Annotated in this window: 20 protein-coding genes and 3 pseudogenes; 15 read left to right on the top strand and 8 right to left on the bottom strand. The window is 69.8% G+C overall.

Annotated elements, in window-relative coordinates; genetic code table 11:
- Positions 1-317: 317 nt before the first annotated feature.
- Complete coding sequence (locus RWE79_RS17840) at positions 318-782, top strand: hypothetical protein (protein ID WP_475941070.1); 465 nt, start codon at positions 318-320, stop codon at positions 780-782.
- Between the two features lie 330 nt (positions 783-1,112).
- Here the strand turns inward: RWE79_RS17840 and RWE79_RS17835 are convergent.
- Positions 1,113-1,364: pseudogene (locus RWE79_RS17835) on the bottom strand (hypothetical protein); the annotation flags it as partial.
- On the opposite strand from RWE79_RS17835, the pseudogene RWE79_RS17830 reads away from it, so the two are divergent.
- The 4 genes and pseudogenes from RWE79_RS17830 to RWE79_RS17815 all read left to right on the top strand — a co-directional run.
- Positions 1,264-1,689: pseudogene (locus RWE79_RS17830) on the top strand (IS3 family transposase); the annotation flags it as partial. The pseudogenes RWE79_RS17835 and RWE79_RS17830 overlap by 101 nt on opposite strands.
- 276 nt (positions 1,690-1,965) lie before the next feature.
- Complete coding sequence (locus RWE79_RS17825; protein WP_475945898.1) at positions 1,966-2,514, top strand: Uma2 family endonuclease; 549 nt, start codon at positions 1,966-1,968, stop codon at positions 2,512-2,514.
- A 28-nt stretch (positions 2,515-2,542) separates the two neighbouring features.
- A pseudogene (locus RWE79_RS17820) lies at positions 2,543-2,662 on the top strand (Uma2 family endonuclease); the annotation flags it as partial.
- Positions 2,663-2,854 carry a DUF397 domain-containing protein gene (locus RWE79_RS17815; RefSeq protein ID WP_475945896.1) on the top strand — a complete coding sequence of 64 codons (192 nt, stop codon included), beginning with the start codon at positions 2,663-2,665 and terminating at the stop codon, positions 2,852-2,854.
- Between the two features lie 61 nt (positions 2,855-2,915).
- Here RWE79_RS17815 and RWE79_RS17810 read toward each other — a convergent pair whose 3' ends face one another.
- Entirely contained in the window at positions 2,916-4,457 is a 1,542-nt protein-coding gene (locus RWE79_RS17810) for a serine/threonine-protein kinase (RefSeq protein ID WP_475941069.1), read from the bottom strand.
- Positions 4,458-4,837: 380 nt separating this feature from the next.
- Here RWE79_RS17810 and RWE79_RS17805 point away from each other — a divergent pair, with 380 nt between their 5' ends.
- The 6 genes from RWE79_RS17805 (at position 4,838) to RWE79_RS17780 (ending at position 11,688) form a co-directional block, all read left to right on the top strand.
- Positions 4,838-5,257, top strand: coding sequence for an RICIN domain-containing protein (locus RWE79_RS17805; protein ID WP_475941068.1), 420 nt, complete (start codon positions 4,838-4,840; stop codon positions 5,255-5,257).
- Between the two features lie 105 nt (positions 5,258-5,362).
- Entirely contained in the window at positions 5,363-6,340 is a 978-nt protein-coding gene (locus tag RWE79_RS17800) for a CPBP family intramembrane glutamic endopeptidase (RefSeq protein WP_475941067.1), read from the top strand.
- Between the two features lie 34 nt (positions 6,341-6,374).
- Positions 6,375-7,133, top strand: coding sequence for an ABC transporter ATP-binding protein (locus RWE79_RS17795; RefSeq protein ID WP_475941066.1), 759 nt, complete (start codon positions 6,375-6,377; stop codon positions 7,131-7,133).
- A gap of 3 nt (positions 7,134-7,136) precedes the next feature.
- On the top strand, positions 7,137-9,686 hold the full coding sequence (locus RWE79_RS17790; RefSeq protein ID WP_475941065.1) for an ABC transporter permease: 2,550 nt from the start codon (positions 7,137-7,139) through the stop codon (positions 9,684-9,686).
- A 145-nt stretch (positions 9,687-9,831) separates the two neighbouring features.
- Entirely contained in the window at positions 9,832-11,040 is a 1,209-nt protein-coding gene (locus RWE79_RS17785) for a sensor histidine kinase (RefSeq protein ID WP_475941064.1), read from the top strand.
- Positions 11,041-11,043: 3 nt separating this feature from the next.
- Entirely contained in the window at positions 11,044-11,688 is a 645-nt protein-coding gene (locus RWE79_RS17780) for a response regulator (protein ID WP_475941063.1), read from the top strand.
- 230 nt (positions 11,689-11,918) lie between these two features.
- Here the strand turns inward: RWE79_RS17780 and RWE79_RS17775 are convergent, their stop codons facing one another.
- The 3 genes from RWE79_RS17775 to RWE79_RS17765 are packed head-to-tail and all read right to left on the bottom strand — an operon-like array spanning position 11,919 to position 14,906.
- Positions 11,919-13,685 (bottom strand): WD40 repeat domain-containing protein, encoded by a 1,767-nt coding sequence (locus tag RWE79_RS17775; protein WP_475941062.1) that lies wholly within the window; start codon positions 13,683-13,685, stop codon positions 11,919-11,921.
- Entirely contained in the window at positions 13,682-14,515 is an 834-nt protein-coding gene (locus RWE79_RS17770; RefSeq protein WP_475941061.1) for a nucleic acid/nucleotide deaminase domain-containing protein, read from the bottom strand. The genes RWE79_RS17775 and RWE79_RS17770 overlap by 4 nt, the downstream gene beginning before the upstream one ends.
- Positions 14,516-14,552: 37 nt before the next feature.
- Positions 14,553-14,906: an SUKH-4 family immunity protein gene (locus RWE79_RS17765; protein ID WP_475941060.1), complete on the bottom strand. Its 354-nt coding sequence runs from the start codon at positions 14,904-14,906 to the stop codon at positions 14,553-14,555.
- A 143-nt stretch (positions 14,907-15,049) separates the two neighbouring features.
- Here RWE79_RS17765 and RWE79_RS17760 point away from each other — a divergent pair.
- Both RWE79_RS17760 and RWE79_RS17755 read left to right on the top strand, forming a co-directional pair.
- A protein-coding gene (locus tag RWE79_RS17760; protein ID WP_475938095.1) for an IS630 family transposase occupies positions 15,050-16,113 on the top strand; the annotation gives its coding sequence in 2 pieces (ribosomal slippage) (positions 15,050-15,514 and positions 15,517-16,113; 1,062 coding nt in all).
- A gap of 125 nt (positions 16,114-16,238) precedes the next feature.
- Positions 16,239-16,673 (top strand): hypothetical protein, encoded by a 435-nt coding sequence (locus tag RWE79_RS17755; protein ID WP_475938094.1) that lies wholly within the window; start codon positions 16,239-16,241, stop codon positions 16,671-16,673.
- A 72-nt stretch (positions 16,674-16,745) separates the two neighbouring features.
- Here RWE79_RS17755 and RWE79_RS17750 read toward each other — a convergent pair whose 3' ends face one another.
- Genes RWE79_RS17750 through RWE79_RS17740 form a run of 3 tightly spaced genes read right to left on the bottom strand, consistent with a single transcriptional unit; the run spans position 16,746 to position 18,889 of the window.
- Positions 16,746-17,315, bottom strand: coding sequence for an SUKH-4 family immunity protein (locus tag RWE79_RS17750; protein WP_475941059.1), 570 nt, complete (start codon positions 17,313-17,315; stop codon positions 16,746-16,748).
- 39 nt (positions 17,316-17,354) lie between these two features.
- On the bottom strand, positions 17,355-18,182 hold the full coding sequence (locus RWE79_RS17745; protein ID WP_475941058.1) for a nucleic acid/nucleotide deaminase domain-containing protein: 828 nt from the start codon (positions 18,180-18,182) through the stop codon (positions 17,355-17,357).
- Positions 18,179-18,889: a WXG100-like domain-containing protein gene (locus RWE79_RS17740; RefSeq protein ID WP_475941057.1), complete on the bottom strand. Its 711-nt coding sequence runs from the start codon at positions 18,887-18,889 to the stop codon at positions 18,179-18,181. Before RWE79_RS17740 ends, RWE79_RS17745 begins: the two co-directional genes overlap by 4 nt.
- A 455-nt stretch (positions 18,890-19,344) precedes the next feature.
- On the opposite strand from RWE79_RS17740, the gene RWE79_RS17735 reads away from it, so the two are divergent.
- Together RWE79_RS17735 and RWE79_RS17730 are read left to right on the top strand one after the other, a co-directional pair.
- The gene (locus tag RWE79_RS17735) at positions 19,345-20,523 is read left to right on the top strand and encodes an ROK family protein (RefSeq protein ID WP_475941056.1); all 1,179 of its coding nucleotides are present in this window, start codon (positions 19,345-19,347) and stop codon (positions 20,521-20,523) included.
- A gap of 106 nt (positions 20,524-20,629) precedes the next feature.
- Positions 20,630-22,468 (top strand): alpha-galactosidase D, encoded by a 1,839-nt coding sequence (locus RWE79_RS17730; RefSeq protein WP_475941055.1) that lies wholly within the window; start codon positions 20,630-20,632, stop codon positions 22,466-22,468.
- Positions 22,469-22,502 lie beyond the last annotated feature (34 nt).

Below are 22,502 nucleotides of genomic sequence, written 5' to 3'. Positions count from 1 at the left end.
CGCCGACCTGGCCGCGAACAGAACCGCTCGCCCGTCGCCCGTCGCCCGTCGCCCGTCGCCCGTCGCCCGTCGCCCGTCGCCCGTCGCCCGTCGCCCGTCGCCCGTCGCCCGTCGCCCGTCGCCCGAAAGTATTCCATTGTATCGGGAACCGGCGCGCGACAACAGCTGTTTCCGCAGGTCGGGGCGGTTTTGTCCGCGTCGTCGGGCGACATGACCTGATCCTATCGCTCGGCGTCCGACGGCTGTCGGGAGTGATCCACGCCGCACATTCGGCAAGGGTGGTGTGGCATGCCGTGGCTGATCGCGAGGATGGCCGCATGAGTGACTGGGGAATCGCATTGATCGCCGCGGGATCGGCGATCGCGGGCAGCGTCGTCACCGGCTGGTACGCCCGCAGCGCCGGCATCCGGCAGGCCACTGCGGCACGGCACGCCGGCGACCGCCAGGCGGACGCGCTGCTCGAATCGGTTCGCATGACGCTCCGCGCCGAGTCCGGCCACCGCGAGTTCGCCCTCCGCCGCCAGACCTACGCGGACTTCCTCGGAGCCGCGGACGCCAAGATCCTCACCGAACGGAACGGGCGGGGCCAAGCCGACGACGACGTCCTGCTGCAACGCACCTTGGGCGGAGTACTCCTGGAAGGCCCGCCGGATGCCGCCGCCGCAGCGCAACACCTCGTCGACTGCCTGCGACGCCATGAGAGACCCGACGAACTCACGCGCGCGAAGCTGGCCTTCGTCTCGGTGGCGCAGGAATGCTGCCGGTCCGGTGACCCCCAGTAGCCCTCGCCCAGGTCCCCTGCATGGCTGGAGAGGCCATCCCTGATCTTGCGTGGGTATCCCCGGCTTGAGCCGGGGAGGGAAACGCATCCTTGGCGCGGAGGCGCGCAGCGTCGCCGGAGTGCTCTGCGCCTCCGTCTTGACGGTCAGACAGGCCGCTGCTGGCCCTCGATGTACTGACGGATCACGGTCAGCGGACATCGACATCGGTCTTCCGTTGAGGGGGACCAGTTGGGCGGTCGCCTTGGTGGCGTTATTGGCCACATGTGGGAAGACGTTCTGGTAGATGTCCCGCGTGATCCCGGTGTCGCTGTGCCCGAGCGTGTCGGACGCGACCTTGACGTCCACCCGGGCGGCGAGCATCAGCGTCGCCGCCACGTGGCGGAGGTCGTGCAGCCGGATCGGCGGCAGATCGGACGATGCGACCAGGCGCTCGAGGTAGTCCGTGATCTTGCCGGGATGGAGGAGGGAACCGTCCTCCTGGGTGAAGAGCCGGCCGGTCTCCACCCAGGCAGTGCCCCACTCCGCCCCGTCCGCATGCTGCTGCTTGCGGTGCCCGCTCCAGGACGCCGACGGTGTTGTCATCGAGGGCGATCACGCGGAAGCCGCTGTCCGTCTTGGGGTCCGACTCCGCGACTTTTCAGCCGTCCTGGACGAGCTGCGTAGTGACCGTGAGCGTGTGCCCGGGGAGATCCACATCGCCGCTTACCGCTGGCGCTTCGCTGCGCCGGCCCGCCGGGAGCGGGTCGAGCGTGAGGCGGAGCTGACCGAGCAGATCCGGGCCATCCACGCCGGCACGAAGGGCGCGTACGGGGTCCCGCGCATTACCCGTGAGCTGCGGGAGAACGGGCCGGCGGTGAACCGCGCGCGGGTGGCGCGACCGATGCGGGTGGCCGGGGTTGCCGGCCGTGTCCACGGTCAAAAGGAAGCTTCAGGCGGGCACCCGGCCGCCTTCGAGGACGAAGTGCTCCCGGCCGAGCGCGGGCAGGGTGCCGGTGGCGCCGGAGTCGGTGCTGCGCCGAAGCACGGCAGCCCCTCGGGGGTGAAGCCCGTCAAGGGGAGGAGCCGTCGGCGGCGATCCGCTTCGTCGGCCACTCGCACGTTCCGACCGGCTGCGGTGGGGAAAGGCCGCGAGTTCCCGCTATCCTCGAAGGGTGGTGGGAACGCTCCAAGGAGGCGCAGCAGCATGGACCCGCAGCACTTCGCACTCCTTGACGAGGCCCGCAGGAGTCTGCCGGACGGGTTCAAGGCCGAGATCTCCGGCGACATCATTGTCATGATAGTCAGCCCCTCCGGCATCCACCAGCGCAATCTCCTGGTAGTGCGGCGCCAGTTCGACGCGCACGCCCCGGCCGACCTGCTGCCGAGCGAGAACACGGACCTGATCTCGCCCGGTGTCGGCAAGAGCCGCAACCCCGATCTGACGTACCTGCCGGCCGAAGTCCTGGAGACCACCGACAACCAGGTCCCCGCCGAAGCCGCAGCGATCACCGTCGAGTTGGTCTCGCCCTCCAACCCCGAAAACGACTGGGTGGGCAAGGTCAGAGACTACCCGCTGATGGGAATCCCGCTGTACCTCGTGGTCGATGCCAGACTGAAGACCGTCACCCTCTTCAGCCACCCTGACCGCAAGAAGTACCACCGCCGCGAGGACGTGGACTTCGGCGAAACCCTCCACATCCCCCAACCGTTCGACTTCGACCTGGACACAGCAACGCTTCTCCCGTACGCCTGAGTGCCTGTGAGGGGCCCTTCACACCGTCACTGACAAGCGGGATCGGGAGGGGAAGCCGCGCGCTTACGCGGAGACCGGGTTTTCGGTCTACTTGCTGATCGACCGGGATTCCTGCGAGGTCCGGGTCCAGGCCGAGCCGGAGAGGGGCGTGTTGCGGCACTCTCCCCGCGTTGGCGGAAGAGCTCCTGCAGCGGGGGGGGCGAACGACTGCGTCGAGCTGGCTGGCCTTGGAACGTGCGTGGCCGTTCGGGACTCCAAGAGGCCCGAGCTGCGGCCATTGCTTCTCGGGAGGGCAGCAGTACCCGAGTGGGTTGCCAGGACAGTGGCCTGGGACTCCTGATCCGGGCGTCCGGCTTGCTGCCGGCCTGGCAGCGTGGTCAGAACCGTTGGCGGAGCCACGCTTACCCTTCCTGAGCGACCTGACCCGCCGCGCGAGGAAGGAGGAACGCGATCAGAAGTGCGACAACCGCCCATGCCGCGATGCCGGACAGGATCGCGATGAGAACAGGAAGCTCCGGTCCTGCGGCCAACAGCCCTGCCAGTACGACCCCGTTGATGAGACCGCACGTCGTGCCGACCTCGGCCTGCCACCTGCCGCGGCGGACTGCTGACTCGACGGCCCTTCGTATCCCGGCAGCGCTGAAGATGAACAATGGCCCGGCAAGCACGCCGGCCAGCAGCGCCGTCCACCACGGTGCCGGGGGCCATATGAGGAGGAACACTGCCGTGAGCAACGCGCACAACAGTGCCATGCAGGTGGAGGATACGGCTGGATCCACCTCGCTCTCGCTGTCCTTGACGGGCGCCCCGAGATACGCCGCTATCATGACCGTCGCGAAGGCCAGCACGCACAGCACCGCGGTCCAGACCGGAGTCCAGTCGGTCAGCAGGGCGAACTGGGCATAGAGGAGTCCGGCAGCGAGCAGCCCACTCCGGAATATGATCTGCCCGGTCCTCGGAATCGTCTGTACACGATCGGCCCTCGGTGAATCCGGCTCGGTGAGCCGCGGAGCCGGCCGTGAAGGCGCGTGCTCCGGATGCTGTGCGCGGGTGGCGTCGGCGGTTGGGGCCTGGGCGAACTCCACCGCTTCTCGGGGAGCGCTGCCGAGATGTTCCAGCACACCGGACAGCCGACGGCTGACCTCATCGGCGGTGCTCGGCCGCCGGTCCGGATCCTTGTGCAGCAGATCCAGGATCAGCCGGTCGAGATCGTCGGGCACCGCAGGACGCAGCGTGCTCACCGGCTCCGGCCTTTGGCTGATGTGCTGAGCCAGCAGTGACCACCCGGCTCCCTTGAACGGCGGGACTCCGGAGAGGAGCTCGTACAGCAGGCAGCCCAGCGAGTACAGATCGCTGCGTCCATCGATGCTGAGTTCTCCGCGAGCCTGTTCCGGCGACATGTACGCCGGGGTCCCGATCGCCGCGCCGGTTCCGGTCAGCCCCGGCCCGGAATCCTCGACCAGCCGGGCGATACCGAAGTCGCAGATCTTGACGTTGAGCTCCCCCTCACCGAACACCATGATGTTCGCCGGCTTGATGTCCCGGTGAACGATGCCGATCCGGTGTGCTTCCGCGAGACCGTCACAGATCTGGAGGCCCCAGGCCACCACCGCAGCCACACTCAGTTCTTCCGTGGTGCGGAAGGCCATGGAGCGCCCCTGGACCAGCTCCATCACCAGGAAGAGTACGAGACGACCACCAAGCTCGGCTTCGCCATGGTCATGAACGGTCACGATATGCGGGTGCGCCAGACGCGCCGCAGTGCGGGCCTCTCTGCGAAACCGTTCGGTCAATTGCCTGTCGGCGTCCCCACCCTGGGTGATGGTCTTGACCGCGACTTCCCGGTCGAGACGCGAGTCGACGGCCCGCCAGACCTCACCCATCCCACCGGCCCCGAGTTTCTCCACCAGCCGGTAGCGACCCTCAAGTACTTCTCCGCGCACCGCGAACTCTCCGTCCCCCGCGATCAAATACTGTCCGTGAGGCGCATGAGGTGCGGTGATGCCCGCACTCGCCGTTGCACGGCAGCCTACGTACTCCTCACATCAGGAACCCCTGGAATGCGGAAGATCCTCTTGCTTCAGGATCAGACAGGTACCTGCCCTGCAGAGGCGCCGCACGTGCACTCGCCCGTACAGCGGGGCGAGGCACCGATTTCGGTATCGGCGCCCTCGACGGACCGCGTCGTGTCGGTGCCCTGCTCCTGGACGCCTTCGCCGACAAGACCTCCGACCGGGCGCGGACTCTGAGCGCCGCCTCCCTCCTGAGCACCGGAACCGCCCAGCCGTTCACGGGTCGTGGAACGCTGTGCGTTGGTGCTGAAGTGCGCACGTACTACCGGGTGACCAACCGCGACAGCGGCAAGGTCATGGACGTCCAGCTCCCCAACACCGACGACGGCGCGCAGATCGGCCAGTACACCTCGAACGGCAGGCCCTGGCAGCAGTGGCGCTTCGCCGACATGGGCAACGGCTACTTCCATATCGAGAGCCTCAACAGCGGCAAGTGCCTGGATGTGGCCGGCAGGTCCACCGCCGACGGCGCCGCCCTCATCCAGTACCCCTGCTCCTCCGGCGCCAACCAGATTTTCCAGTGGGTCGACATGGGCGACGGGTACCACCAGCCCGTAGCCCGCCACAGCGGCAAGTGCGTCAGCGTCGCCGGAGCCTCGACCGCGAACGGCGCCCTGCTCGAACAGCGCACCCGCGGCACGGCCGCCGGCTTCGCGTGGTCACGTTCGTGACCACCATCGTGCACCCCGGTAAGCGGCGGTGGTAGAGCAGGCTCTACCACCAGGACGCCCCTGCGCTGCAATGCCTTCCGCGAGATCGATTCCTAGCCTTGGGGCATGACTTCAACGCCGCCCGCGGACGCCGCCCGCGCCCACTCGAACCGCTGGCAGACCCTGGTCCTCCACTACCCCCTGATCTCGTTCTTCGGGCTCGCCTACGGGATCAGCTGGCTCGCCTGGGCGCCGTACGTACTGTCGCTCGACGGGCTCGGTGTCCTGGACTTCCGGTATCCGGGCTCCGACATCGCCAACCAGCTGACGGCGGTGCTGCCCGGGGCGTATCTCGGCCCACTGGCCGCGGCGTTCACGGTCACCGCCCTCACCGAGGGCCGGGAGGGACTCAGGCGGTGGCGCAAGCGGCTGTTCCAGGTCCGTGCCGGTCTGCGGTGGTACGCACTGGCCCTGGTCGGGGTCCCCCTGACCGTCGTGTTCGGCACGCTGGCAATGCCCGGCGCCGCGGAAGCGCTGCGGTTTCCGTCGCTCATCGTGCTGGCGGCCTACCTGCCGATGCTGGTGGTCCAGTTCTTCACCACCGGTCTCGCCGAGGAGCCCGGCTGGCGTGACTTCGCGCTGACGCGGCTTCAGAACCGCCACCACCCGCTGGTGGGGACGCTGATCCTCGGCGTCCTGTGGGCGGGCTGGCACCTGCCCCTGTTCTTCACCCCTTGGGGCGGTGGCGGGTTCGATCCCGTGGTGGTCGGGCGGTTCGTCGTGATGGCGGTCGAGATCAGCGTCGTGATCACCCTGGTCTTCAACAAGGGGCGCCAGAGCGTGCCGCTCATCATGCTGCTGCACTCGACGGTCAACAACTTCCAGTCGGTCGCGTGGTCCGACATCTTCCCCGGAGACGATCCCCGCTGGGCCTGGGGCTCCGTTGTCGGGTTCGGCGTGCTCTCCCTTCTGGCGATCGCGGCCACCCGCGGCAGGCTCGGGTTCACCGGCACCGCCGAGCAGGGGATGCGGCACACCGGCATCCGAAGTTCCTCCCCGGCTGACCGGACGCCTTCGTCGGCGGCGGCGGTCACCGGACCGTAGAGCAACTGTCTGTCCACAGCGGAGGGAACCTCGTATGAACAGCACCCTGACCACGAAACAGGCCGGTACTTGCGCACTGCGCCTGGACCGCGTGACCAAGACGTACGGCAGCGGGGAGAGTGCGGTGACCGCGCTGCGCGAGGTGTCCATCGGGCTCGCCCGGGGCACGTTCACCGCGGTCATGGGCCCGTCGGGATCGGGCAAGAGCACGTTTCTGCACTGCGCCGCGGGGCTCGACCGGCCGACGTCCGGAAGTGTCCGGCTCGGTGACGTCGAGCTGTCCGGGCTGAAGGAGGCCGCGCTCACGGCAGTCCGGCGCGAGCGGGTCGGGTTCGTCTTCCAGGCCTACAACCTGATGGCGGCGTTGACCGTCGAGCAGAACGTCGGGCTCGTACCGCGCCTGTCGGGGCGCCGGGCCGACCGCGCGTGGCTGCTGGAGCTGCTCGACCGGGTCGGTATGGGCGACCGGCTCGACCGGCGTCCCTCCCAGCTGTCCGGCGGCCAGCAGCAGCGGGTCGCGATAGCCCGCGCTCTGGTGAACCGGCCCGAGGTGGTGCTCGCCGACGAACCCACCGGCGCGCTCGACACCCGCACCGGCCGCCACGTGCTGGAACTCTTCCGGCAGTTGGTCGCGGAGCTCGGGCAGACCGTCCTGATGGTGACCCACGATCCGGTCGCCGCCTCGTACGCCGACTCGGTCGTCTTCCTCGCCGACGGCCGGATCGCCGGGGAGCTGCACCACCCCACGGCCGCGCAGGTGTCCGACCGGATGACCCACCTCGGGGAGGTGTGAGCCATGTTCTCCCTTGCCTGGAGCACGATCAGGGCTCGTCGTGGCGGGTTCGTCGCCGCGTTCGTCGCGCTGTTCTTCGGCGCCGCGGTGATCACCGCCAGTGGTGTCCTGCTGGAATCCGGCCTCCGGTCCGGTGTCCCCGCGGAACGCTACGCGGCCGCCGCGGTGGTGGCCGGCGGCGGACAGTCCCTCGACGTCCCGGACAACCCGTCCGTCCCGTTCGCCGAACGGGTCCTGCTGCCCACCGGAACGGCGGACCAGGTGGCGCGGGTGCCCGGAGTCAGGAAAGCGGTGCCCGAGCGCAGCGTCGAGGTGACGGTGTCGTCCCGCGGCGGGGGTGTCGTGAGCGCCGGCGTCCCGGTGTACGCACACGGCTGGTCGTCGGCCCAGCTGGCGCCGTTCACGCTGACCGCCGGCCGGCAGCCGCGGGGACCGGGCGAAGCCGTGCTCGACGTGGGGCTCGCCGCGAGGGCCGGAGTGTCCACGGGGGACACGACTCGGATCGCGGTCGGTTCCGTTCCGGCGGACTACCGCGTGGTCGGGCTCGTCTCGGCCCCCGTACTGCACCGGCAGTCCGCGGTGTTCGTCACGGACGCCCTGGCCGCCGAGCTGTCCGGTCGGCCGGATCGGATCACCGCTGTCGGGGTGCTCGCCGCACCGGGAGTGAACGCGGACGAACTGGCGGCCCGGATCAGCGGGACGCTGCGCGGCGACGTCCCCGTGACCACCTACACCGGACACAGCCTCGGAGACGTCGAATTCCTCGACGTGGGCCAGGCACGGGGGGTCCTCACCGCGTTGTCGGCCTCGCTCATGGGGACCGTCACCATGGTCGTCCTGTTCGTGGTCGCCGCCACCCTGGGCCTGTCCATCCAGCAGCGGCGCCGGGAACTGGCCGTGTTGCGGGCGATCGCGGCCACCCCGCGGCAGATCCACCGGATGATCGGCGCCGAGCTGCTCCTGGTCTCAGTGGCCGGGGGCCTGCTGGGGAGCCTGCCCGGTTTTGCCGCGGCGGGGCTGCTGCGGGACGCCTTCGCCGACGCGGGCGTACTGCCGCCCGACCTCGAACTCGCGTACAGCCCGCTCCCCGCGGTGGCCGCACTGCTGTTGTGCGTGCTCGGCGGGTGGGCGGCGGGCTACTTCACGGTACGGCGCATCGCCCGGGCCAACCCCGTCGACGCGCTGGGCGAGGCGGCGGTGGACCGCGCGGAGCCCGGGTCCGTACGGAAGGCGTTCGGCGTGATCCTCCTCGCGCTCGGCGTGGTCGCGGGCACGGTGCTGCCCAGGGTGGTGCCCGGCATGGCCGCCGTCGGCAGCGCCGCCGGGTCGGTACTGCTGCTGATGACCGGCACCGCGCTGCTCGGCCCGTACCTCATGCGGATCGCCACCGCCTTCGCCGCCCCGCTGCTCAACCGCGGGCGGATCAGCGGATACCTCGCGGTGGCCAACACCAGGGCGAACGCCCGGCGGCTCAGCGGAGCCGTCGTGCCGCTCGCGCTCGCCCTGGCCATGGCGGCGGTACAGATCTTCAGCATCACCACCGCCGAGGCCGCCGCGGCCGACCAGGTCAAGTCCGGGGTGACCGCCGGCTTCGTCCTGTCGGGCGGCCCGTCCGGTCTGTCCCCCGACGTCGTCGACGCCGTACGGAAAGTGCCGGGAGTACGGTCCGCGCTGCCGGTGGTCCGGAGCCAAGTCCTGCTGGAGTACCGGATGTTCCAGGACGTCGAGACCGAGTCCTTCGCCGCGCAGGGAATCGCACCGGAGGACGTGGGGACGACGATGGATCTCGCGGTGGGGCCGGGCTCCCTGGACGGGTTGCGCGGCGACACGGTCGCGCTGAGCAGGACGGCCGCCGGGACCGCCGGAGCCGAGGTCGGCGACACCGTGCACCTCTACCTCGGGGACGGCACGAAGCGGAGTCTGCGGGTGGTGGCGCTCTACGCCAACGGGCTCGGGTTCGGCGACGTCACAGCCCCGCACGACCTGCTCGCCGAGCACACCACGAGCGGGCTCGACGACTCGGTCCTGGTCTCCGCCGCCGACGGCGCGGACCTCACCCGGACCGGTGTCGCCCTGCGCGGGTTGTCGGCGCGGTTTCCCGGCCTGACCGTGCTCGACAGGTCCGCGTTCTCCACCGCCCAGCAGAAGCAGCAGAGGCAGCAGTCCTCGACGAACCTCATCGGCAACGGCCTGCTGCTGCTGTACCTGGTCATCGGCGTGGTGAACACGCTGGTGATGGCGACCGGCGCGAGAAGGCGCGAGTTCGCCATGCTGAGGCTGATCGGCACGAAGCGCCGGCACGTACGGCGCATGATGGCGCTGGAAGCCGCGATCGTGGTCGCCGCGGCCACGGCGATCGGTACCGCGGTCGCGATCGTGCCGCTGACCGGGATCAGCATCGCCACGACCGGGCGCGCGCTGCCCGCCGTGGAACCGCTCGTGTACGGGGCGATCGTGCTGGCGACCGGGGTGATCGGGTTCTCCTCGATCGTGCTCGCCGCCCGCGCGGCCATGCGCGGCCGCCCTGTCGACGCCGTCGGCTCGGGTGCGTAGCGCGGTGGCCGGGCACGTTCACCGGGTCCGTGCGGCGCTTGAGGACGAGCCCGGCCGAAGGCCGGGGGTCCGTCGCGCAGGACCGGTCGCCGCGCATGCCACCATGGCCCGCATCCCCTGCGCCGTCGACCGAGGAGCAGTCACCATGACAGACCGTGCCGCGGACCGGCCGTGGCCGAAGGCATGGCGGTTCCTCGCCTTCGGCGCGGTCGTCGGGCTCCAGGCCCTGTTCGTGCTGATCGGGATGGTCCTGAGCACGGCGCTGGTCGTCACACTGCCGTTGCTCCCCGGCGTCACACGGATCGCCCGCCGGCTCGCGGCGGGCGAACGCGACCGAACCGGTCGCTTCCTGGGCACCCCGATCCCTCCGTCACCACCGGCCACGGAGCAGGGTGTCGCGGGCGTGGCGGCCAGCCGCCACGCCCGCCGTGACGCCAACTGGCTCGCGCTGCAGGCCACCGTCGGCCTGGGGGTGGGAGCCGTCGCCGTCGGATCCGTGGCCGGCGCGCTGCAGAACCTGGTGGTGACCGGGTTCTGGCCGCTCATTCCCAACGCCAGTACGACGTTTGCCGTCCCGGTGCGGTCGTGGGGCGACGCGGCCCTGGCGCTGGCCACCGCCGCCGGGTACGGCCTGGCGGGCGTCCTCCTCGTGCCACGGCTGGCCCGCTGGTACGCGAAAGTCAGCGCGGCACGCCTCGCGCCACCGAAGCCGTCGCTCGCCGAACGGCTCGCCGAGGTCACGGCGACCCGGGCGGCCGCGCTGGAGGCACACGGCACCGAACTGCGGCGCATCGAACGCAACCTTCACGACGGCACGCAGAACCGCCTCGTCGCGGTGGTCATGCACCTCGGTATGGTGGAACGGGCCCTGCGCCGCGACCCCGACTCGGCGTTGCCCATGGTGCTCACCGCGCAGAACGCGGCCACCGACGCCCTCGCCGAACTGCGCGAGGTGGTGCGGCGGATCTACCCGCCGGTCCTGGCCGACCTGGGCCTGCCGGGCGCTGTGGCCTCGCTGGTGGCGCACTGCGCGATCCCGTGCACCCTCGACGAACACCCCATGCCGCGCGCCCCGGCGGCCGTGGAGGCGGCGGCCTACTTCGTGGTGGCCGAAGCGCTCACCAACGCCGTCAAGCACAGCGGAGCCGAGCGGATCACCGTGAGTCTGCGCGACGAGAGCGGCCTGCTCGTCGTCGAGGTCACCGACGACGGCCACGGCGGCGCCGACGAGGCGCTCGGCACCGGACTCGTGGGCATCCAGGGGCGGGTCGCCGCGTTCGACGGCACCACCAGGATCGACAGTCCTCCCGGCGGACCCACCGTCATGCGGGTCGGAATCCCTGTGGGATCCTGAGCCGTGCGCATAGCGATCGCCGAGGACGACGCCCTCCTGCGGGAGGGCCTCACACACCTGCTGCGTGCCGAGGGCCTGGAGGTCACCTGCGCCGTCGACAACCCCGATGACCTGCTGGCCGCCCTCGCGGCGGACCGCCCGGACATCGCCCTGGTGGACGTCCGGATGCCACCGACCTACCGCGACGAGGGGCTGCGCGCCGCCGTCGAGGCACGCAGACGGTTGCCGGGCCTGGCGGTGCTCGTCCTCTCGGCGCACGTCGAGGAGAGCTACGCGACCGCCCTGCTCGCCGATGGCACCGGCGGTGTGGGGTACCTGCTCAAGGAACGCGTGGGCAAGGTCGCCGACTTCCTCGACGCACTGCACCGGGTGGCGGCCGGCGGCACCGCCATGGACCCGGAGGTCGTCGCCCAACTGCTCGTACGCCGCCACGCCGACGACCCGCTGCGAGGCCTGACCCCGCGCGAGCGCGAGGTGCTGGGCCTGATGGCCGAGGGCCACTCCAACGCCACGATCGGCAGCCTGCTGACCATCAGCGACGGCGCGGTCCACAAGCACATCGGCAACATCTTCAGCAAGCTCGGACTGCCCACCACGGACGCGGGCCACCGACGGGTGCTCGCGGTGCTCGCCTACCTCAAGGCCTGAGCGGCCCCCGCCGCCTGTGCGGCTTACGCCGATGCCGGTCGTATCGAGCTCGGTGCGGGTTTCACGTTCCTCTCGTGTGGCCGTCTCCGCGAGGGTGGGCTCGGCGGCTTCCCGGGAGAGAAGGTCCGGGGTGTACGCCTGGAGCGGCTTGCCGGTCTGTGCGGGGCCGCCGACGGGTCCGACGGGTCGGGTTGACCGTGATCCGTTCGCTTCGACGAGCCGTCGGGCCGTCAGTCCCAGAGCCGCGCGGTGTCGAGCCTGAGGGCGTAGGCGCCTTCGGGGCCGCCGACGGTGAGGCGGGAGGCGGGGGAGAGGGCGAGCGCCTGGCACGGGACGAGAAGGGGGACGGGGCGAACGCGGCTGGTCAGGAGGTGCCAGAGGTGGAGGGTCGCGTCGTTCCAGGCGACGGCGAGGACGGGGCCGTCGGCGGTCCGGGCGGCGGTCATGGCGGTGACGAGGGCGGGGCGCTGTTCGACGGGGGCCGGCATGGGGTCGGCGGAGGTCTCCCAGAGCCGGACCGTGCCATCCATGGCCGCGCTCATCACGAGGGTGTGCCCCCCGTCGTCGCCGTCACCGGGGAGGGCCAGGCAGGCCACGGCGGTGACGGGGGACGGGTGCAGGGCGCGGGAGAGCGGGGCGTCCCGGGGGGCTCCCGGGTCCCAGACGTGGACGTTTCCCTGTTCGTCGCCGACGACCGTGATCCCGCTGTGCGGGCACTGGCCGAGGGCGGTCGGCCTGTGGTCCGGGTTCCTGAGGGAGGCCTGCCCGTGGTGGGCCGCGATGCGGCCGAGGACGCCGGTGAAATCCACCCCGGCGGGAAGCAGCGCGCCGCTGTCGTCGAGCAGGAGCAGAGACAGGGCGTGGTCGTGGCGTACGGCGATGCCCTGAGGGCGGGCCGTGCCCGGCGACGGGACGGGGGCGGTGCTCCGGCCGGTGTCCGCGTCGAGCAGGGTGGCGCCGCCCAGCGGGTCGGTGGCGAGCAACTCCCCTTGTCCGCCCGGTATCGGTGCCAGGGCGGTCACGGTCGCGTCCGGCCGGGCCCAGACGGCCGTGAACACATGACCTTCGGCCAGCGGCAGCAGATAGCCGGCGAGGGCGGGACTTGCGCCCAGCGCGGCGGCGTGGAGGAGGGCGGCGCGCTCGGTGTCGCTGTGCTCGGTGTCCGACAGCTGTGGAGCGGCCGGTCGCCAGGTGCGCCGCAGTCCCGGCGGGGCCGCGATGCGCTCGTCGGCCAGGCAGGCCGCGATGGACACGGCCGAGCCGTGGAGCAGGAACCCGGGATCGGTGAGCAGCGCACGCACGGCGTGCTCGGCGTCGGGGGCGAGCAGCGCCTGGTCGAGGGCGTGTTCACGGAGCGACTGCGGGGCCTGGTCCCAGAGCGGGCGGCCGTCGGGGGTGCGGGGAAGCCGGGCCGGTGGCACGGGCTCGGCGTAGGTTCCGTACGGTGTGTCGCCGACGTCGACAGTCTCGACGGATTCGGCGTTTCCCCAGCCGTCGAGGAGACCGGTGTTCCCGACCTCGACGACGGCCCGGGTCTGCGGAAGCTCCAGGAGGGGGACGAGAAGCTCCTGGACCAGGGTCGCCGGGCGGGCCGCCGGGCGGTCGGCGGGACCGCGCCCGGAGCGGTGGAGGTCCGGCGCAAGCAGCAGCAGGGGCCGCTGATCGGCCACGAGGCGGCCCAGCAGCCGGGCCGGCGACAGCGGGCCGTAGCCGAGTTGCCGCCCCAGGTCCCAGGCGAACGCGTCCGCGAACAGTCCTGCCGAAAGGACCGCCGCGTGAACGGTGGTACGCGGATGGGCGGCCGAACCCATCAGGAACCAGGCCAGCAACTGGCTCTTGCCGCTGCTTCTGGCGCCACGGACCAGGCAGAGCCTGGGGCGGCCCGGGGAGGTGTCGGCCGCCCAGTTCAGCAGTGCCGGCCCGTGGGCCGCCGTGACTCCGCTCAGCGGCGGCCAGACGGTGATGTCCGGGGCGAGCCCCGTGGGCGCGGTACTCACTGGCCGGCCGCCGGTCCGTCGGCGCTCTCGCGAAGTCGCCGGATTCCTTCGGCGCGTGACTCGGCGGACTCGCCGTAGGGGAAGTTGTGCGTCATCGCGGCGTGCGGGAGGGCCTGGGCCAGCCACATGGAGCAGTAGTGGCCGGGCATGAAGCAGGGCGCCAGGTCGGTGTGGACGCGCAGGATCTGCTCCGGCTCGACTCCGGCCCCGTTCAGCCTGTCCCACAGCCGTTCCTCGGGGTGCAGGGCGACGGCGCCGGACTGGGTGACGATCCGCTTGTCGCCGCCGGCGTCGACGTATTCGAAGGCCGCGTAGTTCTCGACGCTCGCGGTGTCCCGGATGTCGTCCAGCACCAGGGGCCACCAGTTCTCCCGCTCCGCGAACGCCTGCGGATCACCCGCCCGGAGCCGCTCCGCCAGCCCGTCGAAGGCCGCGGAGGCGGTATGCGGCTGGTCGGTGGTGAGGATCACGCGCAGGGCCTCGCGCAACTCCGCGAGGCCGTAGGCGAAGGCTTCGGGGGAGGAGTTGACGAAGCGGTCGGCCTCGTCGAAGTCCAGCAGTACCGCCCATACGGTGCCCTCGGCGTCGGCGGCGAGCTCGAAGCCGTTGTCGCCGCCCAGCCGCGCCCAGGCCGCGCACTCCTCGCGCCCGACACGGTGGCCGGTCGCGGCGGCGTACTCGCCGAGCGGCACCGGATCCTGGTCACCGGTGGCGAAATAAGGACCGGCCCGCCACGGTACGGATATCCCGGCCAGGCGGTGCGCGGGCGTACCGGCGGGATCCTCCGGGCCGGTCGGTCCGAAGGTCCGCAGGGCTCCGTCTTCAGTCACCGGGGCGTCTCTCCTTGGCGGGGATCAGGGGCGGGGATCAGTAGTCGGACTCAGGGTCCACGATGGATGTGAGGACATCGAACCAGCGGGATCCCGGGTTTTCCAGCGCGGCCGGGTCGACGGCCCGCATCGCCGCCTCGGTACGGGCCCGGGCGCCCTCGGGGTCGAAGAGGTCGTCGTCGCCTTCCCATTCGACGTCGAAATGCGGGCGCTCGGCCTGGAGTACGTACAGGAAGTGCACGAAGTACCGGAGCTTGCTGTTGAACAGGTAGATCTCCCCGTCCTGCGGCAGGCAGTGGACCCTGCCGGTGTACGGGTCGAGCACGATGCTGTCGTAGGCGATCATCCGGCACGGCCACGAGGTCGCGCTCGGGGACGGTGACCAGTTCATCCGGCGCGAATACGGCCTCCATCATTTCGTGACTGAGATCGAAAGAGGTGCCCATGTGCTCTTCCTGTCAGTACTGAACTTGATCGGGTGATGTCGGGCTGTTCGCCGGACAGCGTGCAGGTGGGCTCGGTAGCCCTGGTGAGGTGAGATATCCGCAGGGTGGTGGCTTGACCGACGCCGAGAGGGCCGCGCGGGAGCGGGTCCGGGTCCAGGCCGTGGCGTGCTTCGAGGGCAGGGAGAAGAATCGGGAGATTGCTGCCGCGTTGCGGGTCTCGGAGCGGTCGGTGGAACGCTGGCGGCGCCAGTGGCGCGAGGAGGGCCTGGCCGGTGTGGCGTCGAAGGGATCGCCGGGGCGGCCTCGCCTGTCGGAGACGCAGATGGCCAGGCTGGAGCGGGAGTTGGAGCGTGGCCCGCTGGCCCATGGGTGGACCGATCAGCGGTGGACGCTGGCCCGGGTGAAGACGATGATCGGCCGGCTGTTCCACGTCTCGTACACCGTGGAGGGCACGTGGCGGCTGCTGAGGAGGCACGGCTGGTCCTGGCAGCAGCCTGCTCGGCGCGCGATCGAGCGCGATGGCGACGCGGTGGAGCTGTGGAAGCGGGAGGTCTGGCCGCGGGTAAGAGCACCGCGGCGGCGAACAGCGCCTGGGTGGTCTTCGAGGACGAAGCCGGCCAGTCGATGACGCCGCCGCGTGCCAGGACCTGGGGCCGCCAAGGCAGTACCCCAGTTGTCCGCGTGCGTGGACGTGGCTCGGGCCGGGTGTCGATGGCGGGCATGACCTGCTACAAGCCCGGTGAGCGGTCCCGGCTGATCTACGCGATCCGTGAGTACCGGGGCCGCAAGGACGAACCGAAGGGCTTCGGCTGGAAGGACTACCGCGACCTGATTCTCCGCGCCCGCACGCAGTTGGGCGGCCCGATCGTCCTCGTGTGGGACAACCTGCGCATGCATCTGGTCGCGCCGTTGCGGGAGTTCTTCGAGGCCAATGCCGACTGGCTCACCGTCTTCCAGCTGCCGACGTATGCCCCGGACCTGAACCCGCAGGAGGGCATCTGGTCGCTGGTCAAACGCGACATCGGCAACCTTGCCGCTGCGGACCTCAGTCAGATCACCCGCGCCGTGAAACGCAAGCTCAAGATGCTTCAGTACCGGCCGGAGGTCATCGACGGCTGCCTGGCCGGCACGGGCCTGACCCTCAGCAAGTGATCGGCTTCGCGGATGTGGTCCCGTCGGCTTACTGGGTGCTGCCGCTGCCCAGGCGGGTCTTCTCCCTCGCCCGTCGCCTCGGAATTCGATTGCCACCGGCCCATGGAGTGCGCTGATACTTCGGCATGAGCAGAATTGCGCAGGTCATCGTGCTGGCGCCGTACGCGGACGATGTGATGGAGCCACTGACACGGCCGGATGACTCGCGCAGCTGGCGGGGCCACTTCGAGCGGCTGGACATGTTTGTTGACGGGTGGATGATCGAGTTCAACCGCGTGCGTCCGCGGTCAGGTCTGCTGCGGCACTTGGAATCCCTGGCGTGGCCGTATCCGGCGAGCGTGCAGGTGCTGATCCATGACGAGGAAGATGACTGCTTCGGGCTGTGGATGATGCGCGACGGTGTGCTGGTCGAATTGCCGGTCCCGGGCCATAGGCGCCTGCACGGCCCAGCGCCGACAACCGATGAATTTCCGCCCGACCCGGGCCTGCTGTTGCGGACCGAAGCGACCGTGCCCACCGGCTTCTCGACGGACCGTCAGGACAAGCGCCCCGCCTGGTAACCCGAGTCAGCTACTGCAAGTTGATTGATGTCGGCCGACACCCGAGGTCAGGCCGACATCACGAGTTCAAGTTCAATAGTGGTGTTCGGGATCCACGATATACGTGAGAACCTCGGTCCAGCAGGAATTCTGGTTTTCCAGGGCGTCCGGATCAACGGAGGCCATCGTCTCCCGAATACGCAGACGTGTGGCTTCGAGTTCGGCCGTTCCGTTGGATTCCCAATCGTAGTTCGGGCTCTCGGCCTTGAGAAGGTACAGGAAGTGGACAAAGGATCGCAGGCTGCTGTTCACCAGGTAGATCTCATCATCCTGAGGCAGGCAGTAGACCTTCCCGCTGTCCGGGTCGAACGCGATATCGTCGTAGGGGAAGAGCCCAAGGCCGATCCAGCCGTCCGATCCGGGCGGGACATGGTCGAAACGGTCGGAGAGTTCCCCGGCCCATTCCTCGGCCGGTTCCAGTCGCTCGCCGATCCCGGCGTCCAAGTCGAACCACGGGTTTTCCCAGACCGGAATTCCCAGCGCTCGCAGCACTTCCCTGGCATCTGCGTTCGTCACAGGTCCGAGAATGCTCTCCGGCGATGTGACCAGTTCATTCGGCTCGAATACGCTCTCGAGCATGTCGCGGTTGAGGGGGCTGCTCATACGCTCCGGTCCTGTCATGGTCAGATAATCTGCGGCATTTTATCTACTCAGTTGAAGCTGGTCAAGGTAAGATCTCATGGCGGCGTTCCCGCGCTCCCTTGATTCTTTGTCGCCGTACTCGATGCTATGGCTCACCTGTGTTTCCGGGAATCTCTCCGCCATCCAGGAACTACAGTTCGCTCCGTCGCTGCAGGGTTCTCGTTCTGTATAGAGTTCACGTATTCGGCTCGGCTCCCCCTCTCTCAGAAAAGGTGTTCCGATCATTCGTTCCGAATGCCGGCGTCCGTTGCTGCGGGCCACGAGAACGAAGTCTCCGCTACCGTCGGCGCTGCGGACTCTCGCGGCCGCGTAGTTGTTGCTCGTAAATGTCCCGTCAGCGTTCCGAGTCCCGTAACTGTTGTCCGCGTGACGGGCGAGCTGGGTGGCGCGGGAAAGGTCGTTGCTGCCCAGGGGAACCTCCTGGGACGACGCCTGCGGCCGTGGATCGGTCCGCCCTTCCTGCTTGTTCTTGAGTTTGGCGTTCTGTTCGCCTCTGACCGGGCGTCCCAGCGACGTACTGTCGAGTCCGAGCCTCGCCCTGTCCTCGTCCGTCAGGTCGGAGTGGGAGCGGTCGGGGTTCAGCCGCCGAATGGTGCCGTCATCGGCCATGTGGTAAACGTGCTGTTCCTGGAGCCGGGGACGCTTGGCGATGTTCTCCAGTTCCGCCGCGTGCTTGGCGTCATTCTCCACATGATTGTCGGCGACCCGCTTCAGCCGCTTGCCCGTGTCGTGGTAGAGGCCCTTGACGGCCTCTCCGGCGTCCTTGCCGAGGGCTTTGGCCAGTTTGCCCGCGCCGTGCTCCAGCGCCTGGGTGATCTTGTTGGTCATTCGAAGCTCAACCCCGATGCCTTGGCGTGGAACTCCGCGGCGTGGGCGGCGACCGTCTCGGCGTGGCCGTGCATCAGCTCCGCGCGGGCATGGATCTCCGCAGGGTGGATGGAGAAGCCGGTCCCGAACCCGGCTGCGTCCGCGCCGCCGTCGGCGGGGACGCCGAGCGCGGACCGGGCGGCCTGGAACATCAGGCCGTTCACCGTTCGGCCTACGACCTCGACCAGCGGGTTGACGGCGGCTTCGATGACCTCGCCGATGATGTACTGCTCCAGCTGCTGTTCGAGGTAGTCGACGGCCTTCTCGGCCGCCTCCACGATCAGCGCCTCGGCGGCCTCGGCCAGTCCGAGGGTGGCGACGGCGGCCGCCTGGTCGGCCACGAACGAGGCTGCCAGGACGATGAGTTCGGCGATGGCGGCGCCCTTCATGGCGACGATGACATCGGCGGCGGCGTCCAGTGCGGTGGCCACCGTGCCGCATGCGGTGACCAGATCGGACATGTGGGTGGAGGACATCTGCCCCCACGTGGTCAGCAGGGCGTCGTAGGAGGCGCCCTGGTAGACGTCGGCCATCTTCGTGATGGTGGCCGTGGAGTCCTGGTGGGTCCCGTCCACCTTGGAGGCGAAGTCGCGTACGTGCGTGGCGAATTCGCGGACCTTGTCCTCGTTCACGTTCGGCCAGTTGATGCCGATGAACTGGAGTAACAAGACGACTTCGTCAGGCAGTTCGATCGCCAAAGTGCATGCCGCCGTCAAGTCTTGGCTCCCGTCAGAGTTGCGCGTGGGCGGACTGCGGGGGACAAGGAGAGGGCAAAGTTTTCGCAAGAAACGTTTTTGCACAGGCCGGTTGCCCAGGGCGACGGGTGCTACGCGCGCCGTGCTCGGGCATGCACGTCCCCGTCCGGGCCCCTACGGGTCTCACATCCGGCCCGGGTCCGGCGACGATCGCGGCCATGAGCCCACGCAACCGTCGATCGGAGCACGGTGATCCTCCCGTTCCGGTGGCGCGGCGAGACGAGCGACAGCCAACCCCAGCCTCTGATCAGGTGTCAACACCCGCTGTCTGTCTGTCTTTCGTAGGCTGCTGGCCCACTGGAGGAGGTCCTGAAGATAATTCTGCTTCTTTCATTGACAGCGGAAAATAAGGGACTTAGGTTCCGGCCATGCGCTCGACCAGCCGAACCGAGGCCTTCCCCGCCCACACGCCGGCCGCTTCCCAGATCTTCACCACCGTGCTGTCCCACGGCCCGCTCACGCGGTCGGAGATAGCGCGGCGGACCCGGCTGTCCGCCGCGGCGGTCACCAAGGCGGTCCGGCCCCTGATCGAGGCCGGCTACCTCCTGGAGGACGTCGACGAGGACGCGCGGCAGCCGTCCCTCGGCAGGCCGGCCAACCCGGTGCTGGTCGACGGCGGACGGGCGCTGTTCATCGGGATCAAGATGACGGGCGACGAACTCATCGGCGTACTCACGGACTTGTGCTGCCGCATCAGGGTCGCCCGGCATGTGCCACTCACCGCACGCGACCCCAGGGCGGTGCTGGCCTCGACCGCGGGGCTGGTGCAGGAGCTGCTGACGGAGGCCGACGGCTTCGGGGTGCGGGTCCAGGGGCTGGGCATCGCGGTCTCCGGTGACGTGGACCCGGCGGCGGGCGTGGTGCGCTACTCACCCTTCCTCGAATGGCGTGACGTACCGCTCGCCGAACTGGCCCGCATGACGACCGGGCTGCCCGTCACCGTCGACAACGATGTCCGGGCGCTGACCGTCGCCGAGCAGTGGTTCGGCGCCGGGGTCGGTCTGTCCGACTTCGCCGTGGTGACCGTCGGCGCCGGCATCGGCTGCGGTCTCGTGGTGCACGGGCAGGTGGTGTCGGGAGCGCACGGCGTGGCCGGCGAGATCGGGCACGTCCCCATCGACCCGGCCGGCCCCCTGTGCCACTGCGGCAACCGGGGCTGTGTGGAGGCGATCGCCGGGGACTCGGCGATCGTCAGCAGGGTCCGGGAGGTGACCGGCGTACCGGTCGCCGATGCCGCCCAGGCCCTGGACCTGGCCCATGACGGTGATCCCGGAGCCCGGGAGGTGTACGCGCGGGCGGGGGAGGCGATCGGCCGCGGCATCGCGACCGTGGCCAATCTGCTCGGTCCCGAGCGGGTGATCATCTCCGGCGAGGGACTGGCGGCCTACGACCTCTTCGCCGAGCAGATCCGCGGCGCCTTCGCCCAGGCCGCCTTCGGCTCGGCCGCGCGGTGCGACGTACAGACCCGCCCCCTGCCCTTCGAGGAGTGGGCGCGCGGGGCCGCGGCCACCGCCATCCAGTCCTTCATCCGGGCGGACGAGTGCTGACAGACGCCCCCATCCGTGACCGTCACGCAGCGATGCGCGGCCATCCGTACCGATTCCGCCCGTGTCCCGACCGTCCCCGCTGACACCTTCCCTGGAGGTCCGACCCATGTGGTCATCCTCGTACTCCACCATGCCCGAAGCCGCCCTGCGCTCCGGCCGGCGCACACTCAGAGCCGTGGTCGTCCTCGCCCTCACCGCGGGCGTCGCGACAGCTGTTCCGGCCGCCCAGGCCGGCAGCGCCACGCCCGCCACGCCCGCCGCGGCCGCTCCGATCGCCGCCAAGCCGTACATGGGCTGGTCGAGCTGGAGCATGCAGTCGTCGAAGTACCCGGGCCTCAACCCGGACGGCGACTACAGCTATCTGACCGAGGCGAACGTCCTGAAGCAGACGGACGCCCTCGCCGCCAAGCTCAAGAACTACGGCTACGAGTACGTCAACATCGATGCCGGCTGGTGGATGGACAAGAACTGGAAGCCCGGCTTCGACGAGTACGGCCGGCAGACGCCCGACCCGGTCCGGTTCCCCCACGGCATGAAGCCGGTCGTCGACCACATCCACTCCAAGGGCCTCAAGGCCGGCATCTACCTGCCCGTCGGCCTGGAGAAGGGGGCGTACGGCGACGGCAAGGTGCCCGTCCGGAGCGCCGCCGGCTGCACCACCGCCGACATCGTCTACTCGGACCTGCGCACCACCAACGGCTGGGACAGCGCCTACAAGATCGACTTCTCGAACCCCTGCGCGCAGAAGTACATCGACTCCCAGGCGCAGCAGTTCGCCGACTGGGGCTACGACTTCCTCAAGCTCGACGGCGTGGGCCCGGGCTCCTTCAAGAGCGGGGACCAGTACGACAACGTCGCCGACGTCGCCGCCTGGCAGCAGGCCATCGCCACCGCCGGCCGCCCGATCCACCTCGAACTCTCCTGGTCGCTCGACATCGGCCACGCCGCCGACTGGAAGCGGTACTCCAACGGCTGGCGCATCGACACCGACGTCGAGTGCTACTGCAACACCCTCGTCAGCTGGGAGAACTCGGTCGAGGACCGGTGGGACGACGCCCCGGCGTGGAGCAGCAAGGCAGGCCCCGGCGGCTGGAACGACCTCGACGCCATCGACGTCGGCAACGGAGAGATGGACGGCCTCACCAAGGCCGAGCGGCAGAGCTACCTGACGCTGTGGGCCATCAACAAGTCGCCCCTGTTCACCGGTGACGACCTCACCAGGCTGGACAGTTACGGCGTCTCCCTGCTCACCAACAAGGAAGTCATCGCGGTCGACCAGAGCGACTCGCCCGTGGCGCGTCCGGTCACCACGGTCGGCGACCAGCAGGTCTGGGCCGCCAAGAACTCCGACGGCGGCTACACCGTCGCCCTGTTCAACCTCGGCGACTCGCCGGCCTCCGTCACCGCCCACTGGGCCTCCCTGGGCTTCGCCGGCAACGCCGCCGTGCGCGACCTGTGGAACAAGGCGAGCCTCGGGACCCACAAGGACAAGATCACCGAGGCGCTGCCCGCACATGGCTCGCGGCTGTTCACGATCGCGCCCGGCGGCAGCACCCTGGCGACCACGAGCTACGAGGCCGAGGCCGCGGCCAACACCCTGTCGGGCAACGCCTCCGTCGCCGGATGCGACGCCTGCTCGGGCGGCAAGAAGGTCGGCAACCTCTACTCCGGCGGCAAGCTGCGGATCAACGACGTCACGGTGAGGAAGGACGGGATCTACACCGTCGGGATCGCCTACGTCAGCGGCGACCCGCGCTCGGTGACGGTCTCCTCCAACAGCGGCAACGGCAGCAGCCAGAAGTTCCCCTCCACGGGCGACTGGGGCACGGCCGAGACCGTCAGCGTGCAGCTGGCGCTGAAGGCGGGCTCCAACACCATCACCTTCGACAGCGGCAGCGGATACGCACCCGACATCGACAGGATCGTCGTTCCGCAGTCCGTCTGACCGGCACGAGCCGTCCCCGCACGAGCCGTTCCCC

The sequence above is a fragment of the Streptomyces sp. RLA131 genome (assembly GCF_056270125.1).
Note: the sequence above shows the minus strand (reverse complement) of the source record. Positions and strands in the feature narration are given on the sequence as shown.